This is a genomic window from Terrabacter sp. RAF57, from assembly GCF_052113925.1.
Taxonomy (GTDB): Bacteria; Actinomycetota; Actinomycetes; order Actinomycetales; family Dermatophilaceae; genus Terrabacter.
Genome location: NZ_JBFRDT010000008.1, coordinates 1 through 16,486 on the forward strand (window position 1 = coordinate 1; position 16,486 = coordinate 16,486).

The window sequence follows — 16,486 nt, forward strand, 5'->3', positions numbered from 1 at the left end:
GTGCTGGCGGGGGCGCCGCCGCTGCTGCACGCCGCGAGGGCGAGGGCGGCGGCCGTGGCCATCCCGGCTGCGACGGTCAGGCTCTTGCGAGTCCGAGTCGGAGTCATCGTTGATTCCTTTCGTTGCGTCGCGGTGGCCCGGTCGCCGGAGTGGCGCGACGTTCTGTGACGGTCGATCCGTCGATCAGGGTGGAGCCCGTATGCCGTGTGCCGCCTGGCACGTGAGGTGCGGGCTGGAGGGGTGTCGGGTCGTGTCGACCCGGCCGGTGCGCCTGTGGTGCGCGTGGGCTGAGCGGTCTGGCTGCGTCGCGTCCGGTGAGGACGGTGTGGGGCGAGGTCGTCGCCCGGAAGGTGTGCGGGGATCTCGGCGAGCTCCGGCGACGTGGTGGGTCTCCGTGCTCGCACTGGCTCCTCCGTCGCGGGCGGACATCGGTGTCGATGTCTGCCGGTCCCGGCGTCGGTGCCAGCGATTGGAGGATGCTCCTCTTCCTGCATGCATGTCAAGAGATTGATCAAACATCAGAATGTCCTAACATTTGCTTGACATGGCGGCGGCCACGGCAGGACCATCGTTCTCGAAGGGACGACGACGTCGAGGCGTTCGCCGTCCGGACCTCACGGCGACCACCCCCACCGGGTCGCCGCCCACCGCGATCACCCAAGGGAGTGTGCACATGCGCATCGGACTGGCCGGAGTCGGCCGCATCGGGGCGTTCCACGCCGAGACCCTCCGCGACCTGTCCGACGTCGACGAGGTCGTCGTCTCCGACCTGGACGCCGACGCCGCCCGCGCCGTCGCGGACAAACTCGAGGTCGGCTTCGCCGCCTCGCCGGCCGAGCTGCTCGCCCAGGGCGTCGACGGCTTCGTCATCGCCACGGCGACGCCGGGACACGCGCCGCTCATCCGTCTCGGTCTCGAGGCCGGCGTCCCCACCTTCTGCGAGAAGCCGGTGGCCGCCACGCTCGACGAGACGCTGGACCTCGCGCGGCTCGTCCGCACGACGAGCACGCCCGTCCACGTCGGCTTCCAGCGCCGCTTCGACCGCGGCTACCAGCGCGCCCAGCAGGCCGTGGCCGGCGGCGAGCTCGGCTTCGTCCACAGCATCCGCGCGCAGACGCACGACCAGGCTCCGCCCCATGCCGCCTACATCCCGACGAGCGGCGGCCTCTTCCGCGACTGCTCGATCCACGACTTCGACATCCTCCGCTTCGTCACCGGCCGCGAGGTCGCCTCGGTGTACGCGACCGGCGCCAACAAGGGCGCCGCGTTCTTCTCCGAGGCCGGCGACGTCGACACCGCCGCGGCCGTCCTGACGCTCGACGACGGCACGCTCGTCAACCTCTCCGCGACGCGCTACAACGGCGCTGGCCATGACGTGCGCATGGAGGTCCTCGGCAGCGACGGCACGATCGGCGTCGGCTACGACGACTCGCTCGCCGTCACCTCCGCCGAGCCCGGTGCCACCTACCCGGTCGGCCCCCGCCACTGGTCGTTCATGGAGCGCTTCCTGCCGGCCTACCGCGCCGAGCTGACGGCCTTCGCGGCCGTCGTCCGCGGGGCGCTGGCCTCGCCGTGCACCGTCGACGACGCGCTCCAGGCGTTCCGCGTCGCCGAGGCCTGCGAGCTCTCCCGGCGCGAGGGTCGCGTCGTCTCGCTCGACGAGATCCCGAGCCTGTGAGCGACGTGGACGCCATGGACACCACGACCCCCGCGGCCGGCGACACGGCATACGACGTCGTCGCGATCGGCCGCACGGGCGTCGACATCTACCCGCTCCAGCACGGCGTGGGGCTCGAGAAGGTGCGCACGTTCGAGAAGTTCCTCGGCGGCAGTGCGACGAACGTCGCGGTGGCGGCGGCCCGCCACGGGCACCGGACCGCGCTCGTCACGCGGACCGGGCAGGACGCGTTCGGCCGCTACGTCCACGAGGCGCTGCGCGACTTCGGGGTCGACGACTCCTTCGTCTCCGCCGTCGCCGGCCCGCCGACCCCCGTCACCTTCTGCGAGGTCTTCCCGCCCGACGACTTCCCGCTGTACTTCTACCGCTACCCGACCGCTCCGGACCTCATGATCGAGGCCGACGAGCTGCCGCTGGACGCGATCCGTGACGCCGGCGTCTTCTGGGCGACCGTCACGGGGCTGTCGCAGGAGCCGAGCCGGGCCGCGCACTTCCGCGCCTGGGACGTCCGGGCCCGCCGCACCCACACGGTGCTCGACCTCGACTACCGGCCGATGTTCTGGTCCGACCCGGCCGAGGCGAGCGTGCAGGTCGGGCGTGCGCTCGACCACGTGACCGTCGCCGTCGGCAACCGCGAGGAGTGCGAGGTCGCCGTCGGCGAGACCGACCCCCAGCGAGCAGCCGACGCGCTGCTCGAGCGCGGCGTCGAGCTCGCCGTCGTCAAGCAGGGCCCCAAGGGGGTGCTCGCCGCGACCCGCGACGAGCGGCTCGAGGTCCCGCCCTTCCCCGTCGACGTCGTCAACGGCCTCGGTGCCGGCGACGCGTTCGGGGGCGCCCTCTGCCACGGCCTGCTCGAGGGCTGGGACCTGCGGCGCGTCCTCGAGTTCGCGAACGTCGCAGGTGCGATCGTCGCCAGCAAGCTCGAGTGCTCCACCGCGATGCCGACCTCCGCCGAGGTCGACGAGCGCCTGGCCGCCGCCGGCCGGCAGGCCTCACCGTTCGCCACCACCGCCGAGGAGGCGCGATGACCACCACGCAGCACGAGCCCACCGTCAGCCCGAGCGTCCGGGTCGCCGACCTGACCGAGATCCGCGTGCGCGAACCCGGACGCATCGCCGCCGCGTGGGCCGCGCGCCGCCGCCGTCCACTCGTCCAGGCGGACGGCCGGATGCTCCTCGTCGCCGCCGACCACCCCGCGCGCGGTGCCCTCGGCGTCCGCGGCGCCGGCGCCGCCATGGCGAGCCGCAGCGACCTGCTCGAGCGTCTCGTCACGGCCCTCCAGCGGCCCGGCGTCGACGGCGTGCTCGGCACGCCCGACGTCCTCGACGACCTGCTCCTGCTCGGCGCCCTCGACGACAAGATCGCCATCGGCTCGATGAACCGCGGCGGCCTCCAGGGAGCCAGCTTCGAGCTCGACGACCGCTTCACCGCCTACACCGCGGCCGAGATCGCGGCGCGCGGCATCGACGGCGGCAAGATGCTGACCCGCATCTGCCTCGACGACCCGGGCACGGTGGCCACCCTCGAGGCGAGCGCCCACGCCGTCACCGAGCTCGCCGAGCACCAGGTCATGGCGATGGTCGAGCCGTTCCTCTCGACGCGCGAGGGCGGTCGGGTCGTCAACCAGCTCGACCCCGACTCGACGATCAAGTCGGTCCACATCGCCGCGGGCCTCGGCGCCTCGAGCGCCTACACGTGGCTCAAGCTTCCCGTCGTCGACGAGCTCGACCGCGTCATGGACGCGACGACCCTGCCGACGCTCCTCCTCGGCGGGGACCCCCAGGGCGACCCGCAGGACACGTACGCCTCGTGGGGCCGCGCGCTCGACCTGCCCGCCGTGCGCGGTCTCGTCGTCGGCCGCGCCCTGCTCTTCCCGCCCGACGGTGACGTCGCCGCGGCCGTCGACATCGCCGCCGGGCTGGTGCACGGGAGCGGGGTCGGCGCGTGAGCGACAACGAGCGCTGGGTGCGCCGTCTGGGGAGCGCCGGCACGACGGAGTGGTCGGTCGCCATCGACGACGCCCTCGACGGGTGGTCGCACACCCGGTTGTATGCCGCCGCGCTGGCTGCCGGGGAGAGCCGCACCGTCGCGGCCGGGGAGTGGGAGCACGTCGTCGTGCCGCTCTCGGGATCCGTCGCCGTCACGGCCGTCGACCCCGAGGGTCTCGAGCACGAGGCCGTCCTCGCGGGTCGGGCCTCGGTCTTCGCCGGGCCCACCGATGTCGCCTACGCCGCGCGCGACTGCGACGTCACGGTGACCGCCGAGGGCGGTCCCGCCACGATCGCCGTCTGCGGCGCCCGCGCGACGCGACGGCACACGCCGCCGTTCCGTCACGTGGGCGTCGCAGACGTGCCCGTCGAGCTGCGCGGCGCCGGCGTCGCGTCCCGCGAGGTCCGCAACTTCGGCATCCCGGGCGTCCTCGACGCCGACTCGATCATCGCCTGCGAGGTCATCACCCCCGGCGGCAACTGGAGCTCCTACCCGCCGCACAAGCACGACGAGGAGCGGCCGGGGGTCGAGACGGAGCTCGAGGAGATCTACTACTTCGAGGTCGCCCCGTCGGCCGGTGCTCCGGAGGCCGCGGGTACGAGTCCGGTCGGCTACCAGCGGGTCTACGGCACGGACGACCGGCCGATCGACGTGCTCGCCGAGGTGCGCTCGGGCGACGTCGTCCTCGTGCCGCACGGCTGGCACGGCCCGGCGATGGCCGCCCCCGGCTACGACCTCTACTACCTCAACGTCATGGCCGGCCCGGGTGCCGAGCGGGCCTGGCTCATCTGCGACGACCCCGCACACGGCTGGGTCCGCGACACGTGGTCCGACCAGCCGGTCGACCCCCGACTTCCCCTTGGAGGTGCTCGATGACGAGCGACACCCACGCGGCCGGGACGGTGCGTCTGACCGTGGCCCAGGCCGTGGTGCGCTTCCTCGCCAACCAGTGGAGCGAGCGCGACGGCGAGCGGCAGAAGCTCTTCGCCGGCTGCTTCGGGATCTTCGGCCACGGCAACGTCGCCGGGATCGGCCAGGCGCTGCTGCAGAACGAGCTCGCCGACGGGGAGGAGCACCTTCCGTACGTGCTCGCCCGCAACGAGCAGGCGATGGTCCACACGTCCGTCGCCTACGCCCGCCAGAAGGACCGTCTGCAGACGTGGGCGTGCACCGCGTCCGTCGGTCCCGGCTCGACGAACATGCTGACCGGCGCCGCCCTGGCGACGATCAACCGTCTGCCCGTGCTGCTGCTCCCGTCGGGCACCTTCGCGACGCGAGTGTCCTCCCCGGTGCTTCAGGAGCTCGAGCTGCCGTATGCCGCCGACGTGACGGTCAACGACGCCTTCCGCCCGCTGTCGAAGTTCTTCGACCGGGTCAGCCGTCCCGAGCAGCTGCCGTCGGCGCTGCTCGGTGCGATGCGGGTGCTCACCGACCCCGTCGAGACGGGCGCCGTGACGATCTCGCTGCCGCAGGACGTCCAGGCCGAGGCGCACGACTGGCCGCTCGAGTTCTTCGCGCCGCGCACGTGGCGGGTGGCGCGTCCGCTGCCCGAGGCCGTCGACGTCGCCGACGCCGCAGCGGTCATCCGCTCGGCGAAGCGGCCCCTCGTCGTCGCCGGTGGCGGCGTGCACTACAGCGGCGCCGAGGAGGCGCTGCGCGCGTTCTGCGAGGCCACCGGCATCCCCGTCGGTGAGTCGCAGGCCGGCAAGGGGTCCCTGCCGCACGGGCACCCGCAGGAGATGGGCGCGGTCGGCTCGACCGGCACGACGGCCGCCAACGCGCTCGCCGCAGAGGCCGACGTCGTCATCGGCATCGGCACACGCTGGAGCGACTTCACCACCGCCTCGCGGACAGCCTTCCAGAACAACGGTGTTCGCTTCGTCAACGTCAACGTCGCGCGCTTCGACGCCGGCAAGCACTCGGGGCTCTCGGTCGTCGCCGACGCCCGGGAGGCGCTCGTCGCGCTGACCGCTGCGCTGGACGGGTATGCCGTCGACGACGCCCACCGGTCACGCCAGGCCGCGCTGTGGGCCGAGTGGGACGCCTCGGTCGAGGCGGCCTTCCACCCGGCTCCGGAGGTCACCGACCGGCTGGCCGATGGCCTGCTCACCCAGGGCCAGGTGCTCGGCGCGGTCAACGAGCTGACCGACCCCCGCGACGTCGTGCTCTGTGCGGCGGGCTCGATGCCCGGCGACATCCACAAGCTGTGGCGGGTGCGCGACCGCAAGGCGTACCACGTCGAGTACGGCTACTCCTGCATGGGTTACGAGGTGCCGGCCTCGCTCGGCATCCGTCTCGCCGACGAGTCGCGCGACGTCTTCGCCATGGTCGGCGACGGCGGCTACCTCATGATGCCGACCGAGCTCGTCACGGCGGTGCAGGAGCGCATCAAGGTCATCGTCGTCCTCGTGCAGAACCACGGCTTCCACTCGATCGGCTCGCTGTCGGAGTCGCTCGGCTCGCAGCGCTTCGGCACGAGCTACCGCTTCCGTGGTGAGTCGTCCGGGCGCCTCGACGGTGACGTCCTGCCCGTCGACCTCGCCGCCAACGCGCGCTCGCTCGGCGCGCACGTCATCGAGGTGCACTCGCTCGACGAGCTGCACCAGGCGATCAAGGAGGCCAAGGCCGCTCCGGCCGACGGCGGGCCCGTGGTCATCCACGTCGAGACCGACCCGCTCGTCCACGCGCCCGACAGCGCGTCATGGTGGGACGTGCCGGTCTCGGAGGTCAGCGACCTCGACACGACGCGCACGGCATACGCCGTGTACGTCGACCACAAGACCACCCAGCGTCCGTTCATCACTCCCGTCGGCACCACCTCTCACCCGGAGTCCTCGTCATGAAGCTCGCCCTCGACCCGTACATGTTCCGTGAGACGCCGCTGCTCGAGCTGCCCTCTCTCGTAGCCGACCTCGGCTACGAGTGGATCGAGCTGTCGCCGCGCGACGACTTCATCCCCTTCTTCAACCACCCGCGCGTCGACGACGCGGGCGTGGCCGCGTTCCGGTCGGCGCTGGCGTCGGCGGGGGTCGGGGTGTCGTCGCTCCTGCCACTCTTCCGGTGGTCGGGTCCCGACGAGGACGACCGGAAGGCGGCCGTGCGCTACTGGACGCGCGCCATCCAGATCGCCAGCGACCTCGGTGTCGACACGATGAACTCCGAGTTCAACGGCAACCCCCGCGAGGCGGCCGTCTGCGAGCGGATGTTCTGGCAGTCGATGGAGGAGTTGCTGCCCGTCTTCGAGAAGGAGGGGATCCGGCTCGTGCTCGAGCCGCACCCCGACGACTGGGAGGAGGACGGCAAGCGCGCCGTCGACGTCATCAGGGGGATCAACAGCCCCAACGTGTCGTTCCTCTACTGCGCGCCGCACACCTTCCACCAGGGCAACGATCCCGACGGGATCATGGACAAGGCTGGCGACCTGCTGACGATGGTCCACGTCGCCGACGCCTACGACCACTCCGCGTCGTCCGGGCTGCGCTACATCGTCAACCCGCCCGGGTCGCAGGTCACGGTGCACCAGCACCTCGACATCGGGCAGGGCGAGGTCGACTTCGGCCAGTTCTTCGCCGGCCTCGAGCGCATCGGCTTCGACGGCATCGTCACGTCGTGCGTCTTCGCTTGGGAGGACCGCGCGCGTGAGTCGAGCACCTACATGCGCGACACCATCCGCTCCTACCTCGACAAGTGGTCGACGCCGCCGACGCTCGTCTCGCCCTGAGCCACCGAGGATCCGAGCCGATCCCAGTCGTTCCCCCTCGAGCCGGCCATCCGGCACACGCCCCCTCCGCCTTGATCTGAATTCGAAGGACACCGCCATGAGCACGCCCACCCGCATCACCCACCTCATCGACGGCCAGCCGTGGACCGGCACCGCCGAGCGCACGTCACCCGTCTTCAACCCCGCGACGGGGGAGCAGTCCGGCGTGCTCGACCTCGCCTCGGCCTCGCTCGTCGACGAGGTAGTCACGTCCGCCGCCTCCGCGTGGGAGGAGTGGGCCGACGCCTCGCTCGCCAAGCGCTCGGGCGTGCTCTTCGCCTTCCGCGAGCTGCTCAACGAGCGCAAGGAGGACGTCGCGGCGCTCATCACGGCCGAGCACGGCAAGGTGCTCTCCGACGCGCTCGGCGAGGTGACGCGCGGCCTCGAGGTCGCCGAGTTCGCCTGTGGCATCCCGCACCTCATGCGCGGCGGCTTCTCGGAGAACGCCTCGACGAACGTCGACGTCTACTCGATCCGCCAACCGCTCGGGGTCGTCGCCGTCATCTCGCCGTTCAACTTCCCGGCGATGGTGCCGATGTGGTTCATCCCGATCGCCATCGCGTGCGGCAACGCGGTGATCCTCAAGCCGTCCGAGAAGGACCCCTCGGCCGCGATCGCGGTCGCGGCGCTCTGGAAGGAGGCCGGCCTGCCCGACGGTGTCATGCAGGTCGTCAACGGCGACAAGGAGGCCGTCGACGCGCTGCTGACGCACCCCGACGTGAAGTCGGTGTCGTTCGTCGGCTCGACGCCGATCGCGAAGTACGTCTACGAGACGGGCACCGCGCACGGCAAGCGGGTCCAGGCGCTCGGCGGCGCCAAGAACCACATGCTCGTCCTGCCGGACGCCGACCTCGACCTCGCCGCGGACGCGGCGGTCAACGCCGGCTTCGGCTCGGCGGGGGAGCGGTGCATGGCGATCTCGGCACTCGTCGCCGTCGAACCCATCGCGGACGAGCTGATCTCGAAGATCAAGGACCGCATGGGCAAGCTCGTCACCGGTGACGGCACGCGCGGCTGCGACATGGGACCGCTCGTCACCTCGCAGCACCGCGACAAGGTGACGTCCTACCTCGACGCCGGGGTGTCCGAAGGTGCGACGCTCGTCGTCGATGGTCGACAGGACTCCTACGAGTCCGACGGGGAGGGCTACTTCCTCGCGCCGACCCTCTTCGACCACGTCAAGCCCGGCATGTCGCTCTACGACGACGAGATCTTCGGTCCGGTGCTGTCGGTCGTTCGCGTCGGCTCCTACGACGAGGGCCTCACGCTCATCAACAGCAACCCCTACGGCAACGGCACGGCGATCTTCACCAACGACGGTGGCGCGGCCCGCAAGTTCCAGCGCAACGTCGAGGTCGGCATGGTCGGCGTCAACGTGCCGATCCCCGTGCCGGTGTCGTACTACTCCTTCGGCGGGTGGAAGAACTCGCTCTTCGGCGACACCCACGCCCACGGCATGGAGGGCGTCCACTTCTTCACCCGCGGCAAGGTCGTCACGTCGCGCTGGCTCGACCCGAGCCACGGCGGCCTCAACCTTGGCTTCCCCCAGAACGACTGACCCGCAACACTTTTCGAGAGGAACGAACGACCATGGCCGAGTCCAAGGCCCGCAACACCGACGACCGCTACAGCAAGCTGACGATCGGTGTCTGTCCTGACCAGTGGGGCGTCTGGTTCCCCGAGGACGAGAAGCAGATCCACTGGGAGACCGCGCTCGACGAGATGGCCGAGGCCGGCTTCTCGGTCATGGAGACGGGGCCGTTCGGCTACTTCCCCAAGGACCCGAAGCGCCTGCAGGAGGAGATGGACAAGCGCGGCTTCCAGGTCGTCGCCGGCACCGGCTGGGGCATCCTGCACAAGCCGGAGGCCTGGGCCGACACGGAGAAGACCTTCCGCGAGATCGCCGAGACGCACGCCGCCGTCGGGGCGGAGTACATCGTGCACCTGCCGCCCCTCTTCCGCGACGACAAGACGTGGGAGTTCACCGACGACCGAGTGCTGTCGACGGAGGCGTGGAACGCCTACATCTCCAATGCCGACAAGCTCGGTCGCATCATGAAGGAGGACTACGGCCTCAAGATGGTCCTCCACCCGCACGGCGACAGCCACATCGAGACGCCCGAGGACATCGACCGCGTCTTCCAGGCGACCGACCCCGACTACGTCGGCTTCTGCCTCGACACCGGCCACATCGTCTACGGCGGTGGGGACCCGATGGAGCTGTGCCGCACGTACCCCGAGCGCATCTCCTACGTCCACATCAAGGCGATGGACGAGGGCCTCGTCAAGCAGGCCCACGACGAGGACTGGCCCTTCGGTCTCGCTGTCGCCAAGGGCTGCTCCGTCGCGCCGCCGGCCGGCGCGCCGGACATGCCGTCGCTCATCGAGGCTCTGGCCGACCTCGACAAGGAGCTCTACGTCGTGTGCGAGCAGGACATGTACCCGTGCGAGCCGTCCTACCCGCTGCCCAACGCCATCCAGACCCGCGAGTACCTCGCGTCCATCGGCCTCGGCCTCCGCTGAGCCCCTRCTCTCGCTGACGAAGGAGTCACACCAATGACCGTACGCATCGGCATGATCGGCCCGGGCGGCATGGGCCAGGCGCACATCGACCGGATCCACACCGTCATCGCGGGCGGGCGGGTCGTCGCCGTCTCCGACGTCGACCCCGCCCGAGCGGCCGAGGTGGCGTCGCGGATCGACGGGATGGCATACGCGTCCTCGGCCGAGCTCATCGCCGCCGACGAGGTCGACGCCGTCATGATCTGCAGCTACGGGCCGGCGCACGAGGTGGACGTGCTCGCCGCCATCGCGGCGGGCAAGCCCGTCTTCTGCGAGAAGCCGCTGACGCCGACGGCGGAGGCCGCGCTGCGGATCATGGAGGCTGAGCAGGCGGCTGGGCGGCGTCTGGTGACAGTGGGATTCATGCGGCGCTTCGATCGGAGTTACCGCGAGATGAAGACGCTGCTCGACTCGGGCGAGCTCGGCGAGACGCTCATGGTCCACTGTGCACACCGCAACCCGACCGTGCCCGAGCACTACACGTGGGACATGGCGATCAACGACACCGCGATCCACGAGGTCGACACGATGCGCTGGCTGCTCGGCGAGGAGTTCGTCTCGGCGCGCGTCGACAAGCCGAAGAAGACGTCGCTGCGCTTCGAGCACCTCCAGGACCCACTCGTGCTCATCCTCGAGACGGAGTCGGGGGTGCGCGTCGACGACGAGATCTTCGTCAACTGCCAGTTCGGCTACGACATCCGCTGCGAGGCGGTTGCCGAGAAAGGCACGGTGTCGTTGGGCGACCAGAACGCCATCGTCGTGCGCGACGGCGTCGGGGTGCGCAACGCCATCGCCCGCGACCACAACGACCGCTTCTGGGGCGCCTTCGTCACCGAGGTGCAGGAGTGGATCTCCGCAGTGGCGCGGGGCGAGCACACGGGGTCGACGTCGTGGGACGGGTATGCCGCCGCGTGCGTCTGTGACGCCGGTGTCCGAGCGCTCACCGACGAGGGCGTCGTCAAGGTCGAGATGATCGCGAAGCCCGACTTCTACGCCTGACGTCGGGCGCCGGCCGGCCCCCGGCCACACCGACGGAACGCGGTGGATCGCCCTGATCGGCAACGTTGGACTCGCGTGGACAGATGGTCCGGTCGTGGCTACTTTGGGCAGATCGTCGCGGGGGCGGTCAGCCTCCTCGGTCCGATCGAGAGGGCTGTCCCATGTCTCGTCACGTGAACCCCTGTCACTGCTCCACCACCATGGATCGGACGGCCTGACGTGGCCGGCGCGGGGCCGGAGCTCAAGCGGTCGCTCAACCAGCGGCAGCTGACGATGATCGCCATGGGCGGCGTCATCGGGGCGGGCCTGTTCGTCGGCTCGGGCACCGTCATCCACGACACGGGCCCCGGGGCGTTCATCACCTACGCCCTGTGCGGCGTCCTCATCATCATGGTGATGCGGATGCTGGCCGAGATGGCCGTGGCCAACCCGTCGACCGGCTCGTTCGCCGACTACTCCCGCAAGGCGCTCGGTGACTGGGCGGGCTTCTCCGTCGGCTGGCTCTACTGGTACTTCTGGGTCATCGTCGTGGGCTTCGAGGCCGTCGCCGGCGCCAAGGTCATCAACTTCTGGCTGCCGGGGGTGCCGACGTGGGTGCTGAGCCTCCTGCTCATGCTCCTCATGACGGGCACCAACCTCATCTCGGTCTCGTCGTTCGGGGAGTTCGAGTTCTGGTTCGCCGGGATCAAGGTCGCGGCGATCATCGTCTTCCTCGCCTGCGGTGCCCTCTTCGTCTTCGGCATCTGGCCGAACGCCGACCTCGACTTCAGCAACCTCACCGCGCACGGCGGCTTCTTCCCCAACGGCGGACTGGCGGTCACGGCGGGTGTCGTGACGGTGATCTTCTCGATGGTGGGCGCCGAGATCGCGACCATCGCCGCAGCCGAGTCCGACAACCCGGAGCGGGCCGTGTCCAAGGCCGCGAACTCCGTCATCACCCGCATCGCCATCTTCTTCGTCGGCTCGATCTTCCTGCTCGCGGTGATCCTGCCGTGGAACTCGGCCACCCTGGAGGCGTCGCCCTACGTCGCGGCCTTCCAGGAGATGGGCATCCCGTACGCCGACCACGTGATGAACGCGGTCGTGCTGACCGCCGTGCTCAGCTGCCTCAACTCCGGCCTCTACACGGCGTCCCGGATGCTCTTCGTGCTGGCCGCCCGCCGGGAGGCACCCGCCTCGATGGTCTCGGTGAACTCCCGTGGCGTGCCGATGGTTGCCATCCTGGCCTCGTCGGTCGTCGGCTTCCTCGCCGTCATCATGGCTGCCGTGTCGCCCGACACCGTCTTCTCGTTCCTGCTCAACTCGTCCGGCGCCGTCATCCTCTTCGTCTACCTGCTCATCGCCGTCTCGCAGATCATCCTGCGCTACCGGGCTGACGCGTCGACGCTCAAGGTGAAGATGTGGTGGTTCCCCGCCCTGTCGGTCATCACGGCGCTCGGCATCGTCCTGGTGCTCGTCCAGATGGGACTCACGGAGGACGTGCGCATCCAGCTCGTGCTGAGCCTCGTGTCGTTCGGCATCGTGCTCGTCCTCTTCTTCATCAACCGGGCCCGCATCGCCCGCCTACCCGAGCGGGTCGCGCCCGACCACACCGGTGAGGCACGGCGCGTGCTCGTGCTCGCCAACCAGACCCTCGAGGCCGACGAGCTGATGCGCGAGCTCCAGCGCATCGACGCCATGGGCAAGGCGACCTACTACGTCTGCGTCCCGGCCAGCGCCGTCGAGACGGGCACCGCCTCGACGCACGGCGCCGTGTCCGTCGCCGAGGCGACGACCGAGGCGGCGCAGGCCCGGCTGGACCGGACCCTCGACGCCCTCACGGCGCACCACCTCGACGCGACCGGCGGGCTCGGCGACTACCGGCCCCTGCGTGCCCTCCGGGCGGCGGTGAGCCACTTCGACCCCGACCAGATCGTCATCGTGACGCTGCCTGCCTCGGACTCGATCTGGCAGCGCTTCGAGGTCGTCGACCGGGCCGGCGAGCTCGGTCTGCCGGTGACCCACGTCGAGGCCGCCTCGCTCGTCATGCAGGCCTGAGCCGTGGCCATCGTCGTCGCCTACACGGCGCAGGACAGCGGCGCGTCGGCGCTCGAGCTGGCCGCCGTGCTGTCTCGGTCGACGGGTGAGCCCCTCACCGTTGCCGTCGTCGTGACGACCCCGCACGCAGCGGGGGCCGCGGAGTTCGTCGACGGGGACTACCTCGGGCCGCTCCGCGACTGGGGCGAGTCGGTCCTCGAGCAGGCCCGGGCGGCGCTGCCTCCTGACGTCGAGGCGAGCTTCGTGGTGCGTGCGGCATCGTCGATCCCCGCCGGCCTGCTCGAGCTGGCGGCCGAGGTCGACGCGTCCGCCCTCGTGCTCGGCTCGTCGAGCAAGGGCGCGCTGGGTCGCATCTCCTTCGGCAGCGTGACCGACCGGCTCGTGCACTCGGCGCCCCTGCCGGTGCTCCTGGCCCCCCTCGGATACCGACCCACGCCGGGCTCTCGCATCCGCCGGGTCAGCATCGGCTTCGGCGGGTCTGCGGGCGCGTCGCACGTGGCGGCCGCGGGGGCCGGGGTCGCCGAAGCCCTCGGTGCGAGCCTGCGGGCCGTGTCGTTCGCCGTCCGGCCGCCCAAGCGGATCTACGGCAGCGTCGAGGAGTCGGCCGACGACCTCGTCGTCGACCGGTGGGTGGCGCGCACGACGAGCGCTCTCCGCGCCCAGGTGGGAGCCCACGACGCCGCACTGGCCAAGCGTCTCGCCCGGTCGCTCGTCGTCGGCGAGGGGGTCTCGTGGAGCACGGCGATCTGGGACGTCGAGTGGAGCGACGGCGACCTGCTCGTCGTCGGTCCCAGCTCGTCGGCCCCGGCGGCCCGGCTCTTCCTCGGCTCGCGCGCCTCGAAGATCATCCGCTCGACGCCGGTGCCCGTCTACCTCGTGCCGGCCCCTCGAGCAGGCTGAGCCTCCTTCTGCACCAGGCAGATCCGGCCGCTACCGGTCCGTGTTGGAGGAGAGCTGGGCGGCGAGGTAGGGCGCTGTCGCACTCCCCTCGACTCCCGCGACCTGCTCCGGGGTGCCCGTCGCCACGACACGGCCTCCCGCGTCCCCACCGCCCGGGCCGAGGTCGATGACCCAGTCCGCGCTGACGATGGTGCCGAGGTCGTGCTCGACGAGCACGACGGTGTTCCCGGCGTCGACCAGCGTGTGGAGCTGGCGCAGCAGCAGGGCGATGTCAGCCGGGTGCAGCCCGGCCGTGGGCTCGTCGAGGAGGTAGAGGGCGTGCCCGCGCCGGGCCCGCTGGAGCTCGGTCGCCAGCTTGATCCGCTGGGCCTCCCCACCGCTCAGCTCGGTGGCGGGCTGACCGAGACGCAGGTAGCCGAGCCCCACCTCGCGCAGCGTCGTGAGGCTGCGCGCGGCGGCCGGCACGTCGGCGAGGAAGTCGGCGGCCTCCTCGACGGAGAGGGCCAGCACGTCGGCGACGTTCTTGCCGCGGTAGGTGATCTCGAGCGTCGCGGCGTTGTAGCGCGCGCCGTGGCAGGTCGGGCACGGCGCATACGTGCCGGGCAGGAAGAGCAGCTCGACGGAGACGAAGCCCTCGCCCTGACACGTCTCGCAGCGTCCCTCGGCGACGTTGAAGGAGAAGCGGCCCGCGCCGTAGCCGCGCTCGCGCGCCTCGGGGGTGGCGGCATACAGCTTGCGCACGGCGTCGAAGAGGCCGGTGTACGTGGCGAGGTTGGAGCGCGGGGTGCGCCCGATGGGCCGCTGGTCGACACGGACGAGCCGATCGAACGACTCGAGGCCGGTGGCGTCGTCGACGTCGATCTCGAGCTCGGTCTCCTGGGGGTCGTCGGGGCTCTGGCCGAGGTGGCGGCGGACGAGCTCGGAGAGCACCTGGGTGACGAGCGTCGACTTGCCCGACCCCGAGACGCCGGTGACGGCCGTCAGGACGCAGAGCGGGACGTCGACGGAGACGTCGTCGAGGTTGTGCCGGCTGATCCCGCGCAGGTGCAGCCAGCCCTGGGGCTCGCGCTGCGGTCGCGGGGGACGCTCGGCGCGGCCGAAGAGGTGGTGCCCGGTGACCGAGGCCTCGACGTGCTCGAGTCCGTCGACCGGACCCGAGTAGAGCACGTGGCCGCCCTGCTCGCCCGCGCCCGGGCCGATGTCGACGACCCAGTCGGCGCGGCGGACGATGTCGAGGTCGTGCTCGACGACGAAGAGCGAGTTGCCGGAGCGCTTGAGCGCGTCGAGCACCTCGAGCAGCGGCGCGGCGTCGGCCGGGTGCAGCCCCGCGGACGGCTCGTCGAGGACGTAGACGACCCCGAAGAGGCCGGACCGCAGCTGGGACGCGATGCGCAGGCGCTGGGCCTCCCCGGGGGAGAGCGTCGTCGAGCTGCGTCCCAGCGAGAGGTAGCCGAGGCCGAGGTCGAGCAGCACCTGGACGCGCGCGAGGAGGTCGGTGCAGAGGCGCACGGCGACCTCGGTGGCCTCGCCCGACGCGGCGGACGACGTCGCCGCGCCGGCCTCGGTCAGCTCGGCGACGGGGCGCACCAGGGCCGCGAGGTCGGTGAAGGACAACGCGTTGGTATGCGCGATGCTCAGCCCGCGGAAGGTGACGGCGAGGGCGTCCTCCCGCAGTCCCGTGCCGTGGCACGCCGGGCACCGGACGCTGCGGACGAAGCGCAGGGCCTTGTCGCGCATCATCTGGCTCTTCGTGTCGGCCAGGGTGTGGCGGATGTGCTTGCGGGCGCTCCAGAAGGTGCCGTGGTAGTCGCGGCCGGTCGTGTCGTCAGCCTCACCGCGCCGGTCGATGAGCACCCGCGGTTGCTCGTCGGTGTAGAGCAACCAGTCGCGGTCCGTGCGGGAGAGGTCACGCCACGGTGCGTCGACGTCGATCCCGAGGGTCCTCGTGACGCGCACGAGGTTCTTGCCCTGCCAGGCGCCCGGCCACGCCGCGATCGCGCCGTCGCGGATGCTCAGGGACGGGTCGGGGACGAGCAGGTCCTCGGCGACGTCATGGGCCTCGCCCAGCCCGTGGCACTCGGGGCATGCCCCGGCGGCGGTGTTGGGGGAGAAGGCCTCTGCCTCGAGGCGGGTCGCGCCGACGGGGTAGGTGCCGGCGCGGGAGTAGAGCATCCGCACGAGGTTGGAGAGGGTCGTCAGCGTGCCGACGGTCGAGCGCGAGCTCGGGGCGCCGCGGCGCTGCTGGAGCGCGACGGCCGGCGGCAGGCCGGTGATCTCCTGCACGTGCGGGGCGCCGACCTGCTGGAGCAGCCGGCGGGCGTAGGGCGCCACCGACTCGAAGTAGCGCCGCTGCGCCTCGGCATAGAGGGTGCCGAAGGCGAGAGAAGACTTGCCCGAGCCGGAGACACCGGTGAAGGCCACCATCGCGTCACGCGGGAGGTCGACGTCGACGGTCTTGAGGTTGTGCTCGCTGGCTCCGCGGACGTGGACGAAGTGGTCGGTCGGGTCGAGGTGCACGTGACCTGTCTAGTCGCTCGGGCCCGGGCGGGCACCATCGGTCG

12 protein-coding genes are annotated in these 16,486 nt (G+C 71.2%); 11 read left to right on the plus strand and 1 reads right to left on the minus strand.

Annotated features, from left to right (window positions below; all coding sequences use genetic code 11):
• Positions 1-673: 673 nt before the first annotated feature.
• The 11 genes from AB4Y83_RS11320 to AB4Y83_RS11370 all read left to right on the plus strand — a co-directional run bounded on the left by AB4Y83_RS11320 (position 674) and on the right by AB4Y83_RS11370 (position 13,925).
• Complete coding sequence (locus AB4Y83_RS11320) at positions 674-1,678, plus strand: Gfo/Idh/MocA family protein (RefSeq protein WP_442274209.1); 1,005 nt, start codon at positions 674-676, stop codon at positions 1,676-1,678.
• 14 nt (positions 1,679-1,692) lie between these two features.
• The gene (gene iolC, locus AB4Y83_RS11325; protein ID WP_442274210.1) at positions 1,693-2,706 is read left to right on the plus strand and encodes a 5-dehydro-2-deoxygluconokinase; all 1,014 of its coding nucleotides are present in this window, start codon (positions 1,693-1,695) and stop codon (positions 2,704-2,706) included.
• The gene (locus AB4Y83_RS11330; protein WP_442296937.1) at positions 2,703-3,626 is read left to right on the plus strand and encodes a Cgl0159 family (beta/alpha)8-fold protein; all 924 of its coding nucleotides are present in this window, start codon (positions 2,703-2,705) and stop codon (positions 3,624-3,626) included. Before iolC ends, AB4Y83_RS11330 begins: the two co-directional genes overlap by 4 nt.
• Positions 3,623-4,543 (plus strand): 5-deoxy-glucuronate isomerase, encoded by a 921-nt coding sequence (gene iolB / locus AB4Y83_RS11335; RefSeq protein WP_442296938.1) that lies wholly within the window; start codon positions 3,623-3,625, stop codon positions 4,541-4,543. The genes AB4Y83_RS11330 and iolB overlap by 4 nt, the downstream gene beginning before the upstream one ends.
• Positions 4,540-6,510, plus strand: a complete 1,971-nt coding sequence (iolD, locus tag AB4Y83_RS11340) for a 3D-(3,5/4)-trihydroxycyclohexane-1,2-dione acylhydrolase (decyclizing) (protein WP_442296939.1) — start codon at positions 4,540-4,542, stop codon at positions 6,508-6,510. The genes iolB and iolD overlap by 4 nt, the downstream gene beginning before the upstream one ends.
• Positions 6,507-7,388: a sugar phosphate isomerase/epimerase family protein gene (locus tag AB4Y83_RS11345; RefSeq protein WP_442296940.1), complete on the plus strand. Its 882-nt coding sequence runs from the start codon at positions 6,507-6,509 to the stop codon at positions 7,386-7,388. Before iolD ends, AB4Y83_RS11345 begins: the two co-directional genes overlap by 4 nt.
• 97 nt (positions 7,389-7,485) lie before the next feature.
• Positions 7,486-8,985: a CoA-acylating methylmalonate-semialdehyde dehydrogenase gene (locus tag AB4Y83_RS11350; protein ID WP_442274215.1), complete on the plus strand. Its 1,500-nt coding sequence runs from the start codon at positions 7,486-7,488 to the stop codon at positions 8,983-8,985.
• 32 nt (positions 8,986-9,017) lie between these two features.
• Positions 9,018-9,950 (plus strand): TIM barrel protein, encoded by a 933-nt coding sequence (locus AB4Y83_RS11355; protein WP_442274216.1) that lies wholly within the window; start codon positions 9,018-9,020, stop codon positions 9,948-9,950.
• 33 nt (positions 9,951-9,983) lie between these two features.
• On the plus strand, positions 9,984-10,988 hold the full coding sequence (locus AB4Y83_RS11360; protein WP_442296941.1) for a Gfo/Idh/MocA family protein: 1,005 nt from the start codon (positions 9,984-9,986) through the stop codon (positions 10,986-10,988).
• 219 nt (positions 10,989-11,207) lie between these two features.
• A complete protein-coding gene (locus AB4Y83_RS11365) occupies positions 11,208-13,025 on the plus strand; it encodes an amino acid permease (protein WP_082619634.1) in 1,818 nt (605 codons plus the stop codon).
• Between the two features lie 3 nt (positions 13,026-13,028).
• Positions 13,029-13,925 carry a universal stress protein gene (locus tag AB4Y83_RS11370; RefSeq protein WP_442296942.1) on the plus strand — a complete coding sequence of 299 codons (897 nt, stop codon included), beginning with the start codon at positions 13,029-13,031 and terminating at the stop codon, positions 13,923-13,925.
• Positions 13,926-13,955: 30 nt separating this feature from the next.
• Here AB4Y83_RS11370 and uvrA read toward each other — a convergent pair whose 3' ends face one another.
• Positions 13,956-16,442 (minus strand): excinuclease ABC subunit UvrA, encoded by a 2,487-nt coding sequence (gene uvrA / locus AB4Y83_RS11375; protein WP_442274220.1) that lies wholly within the window; start codon positions 16,440-16,442, stop codon positions 13,956-13,958.
• Positions 16,443-16,486: the final 44 nt, after the last annotated feature.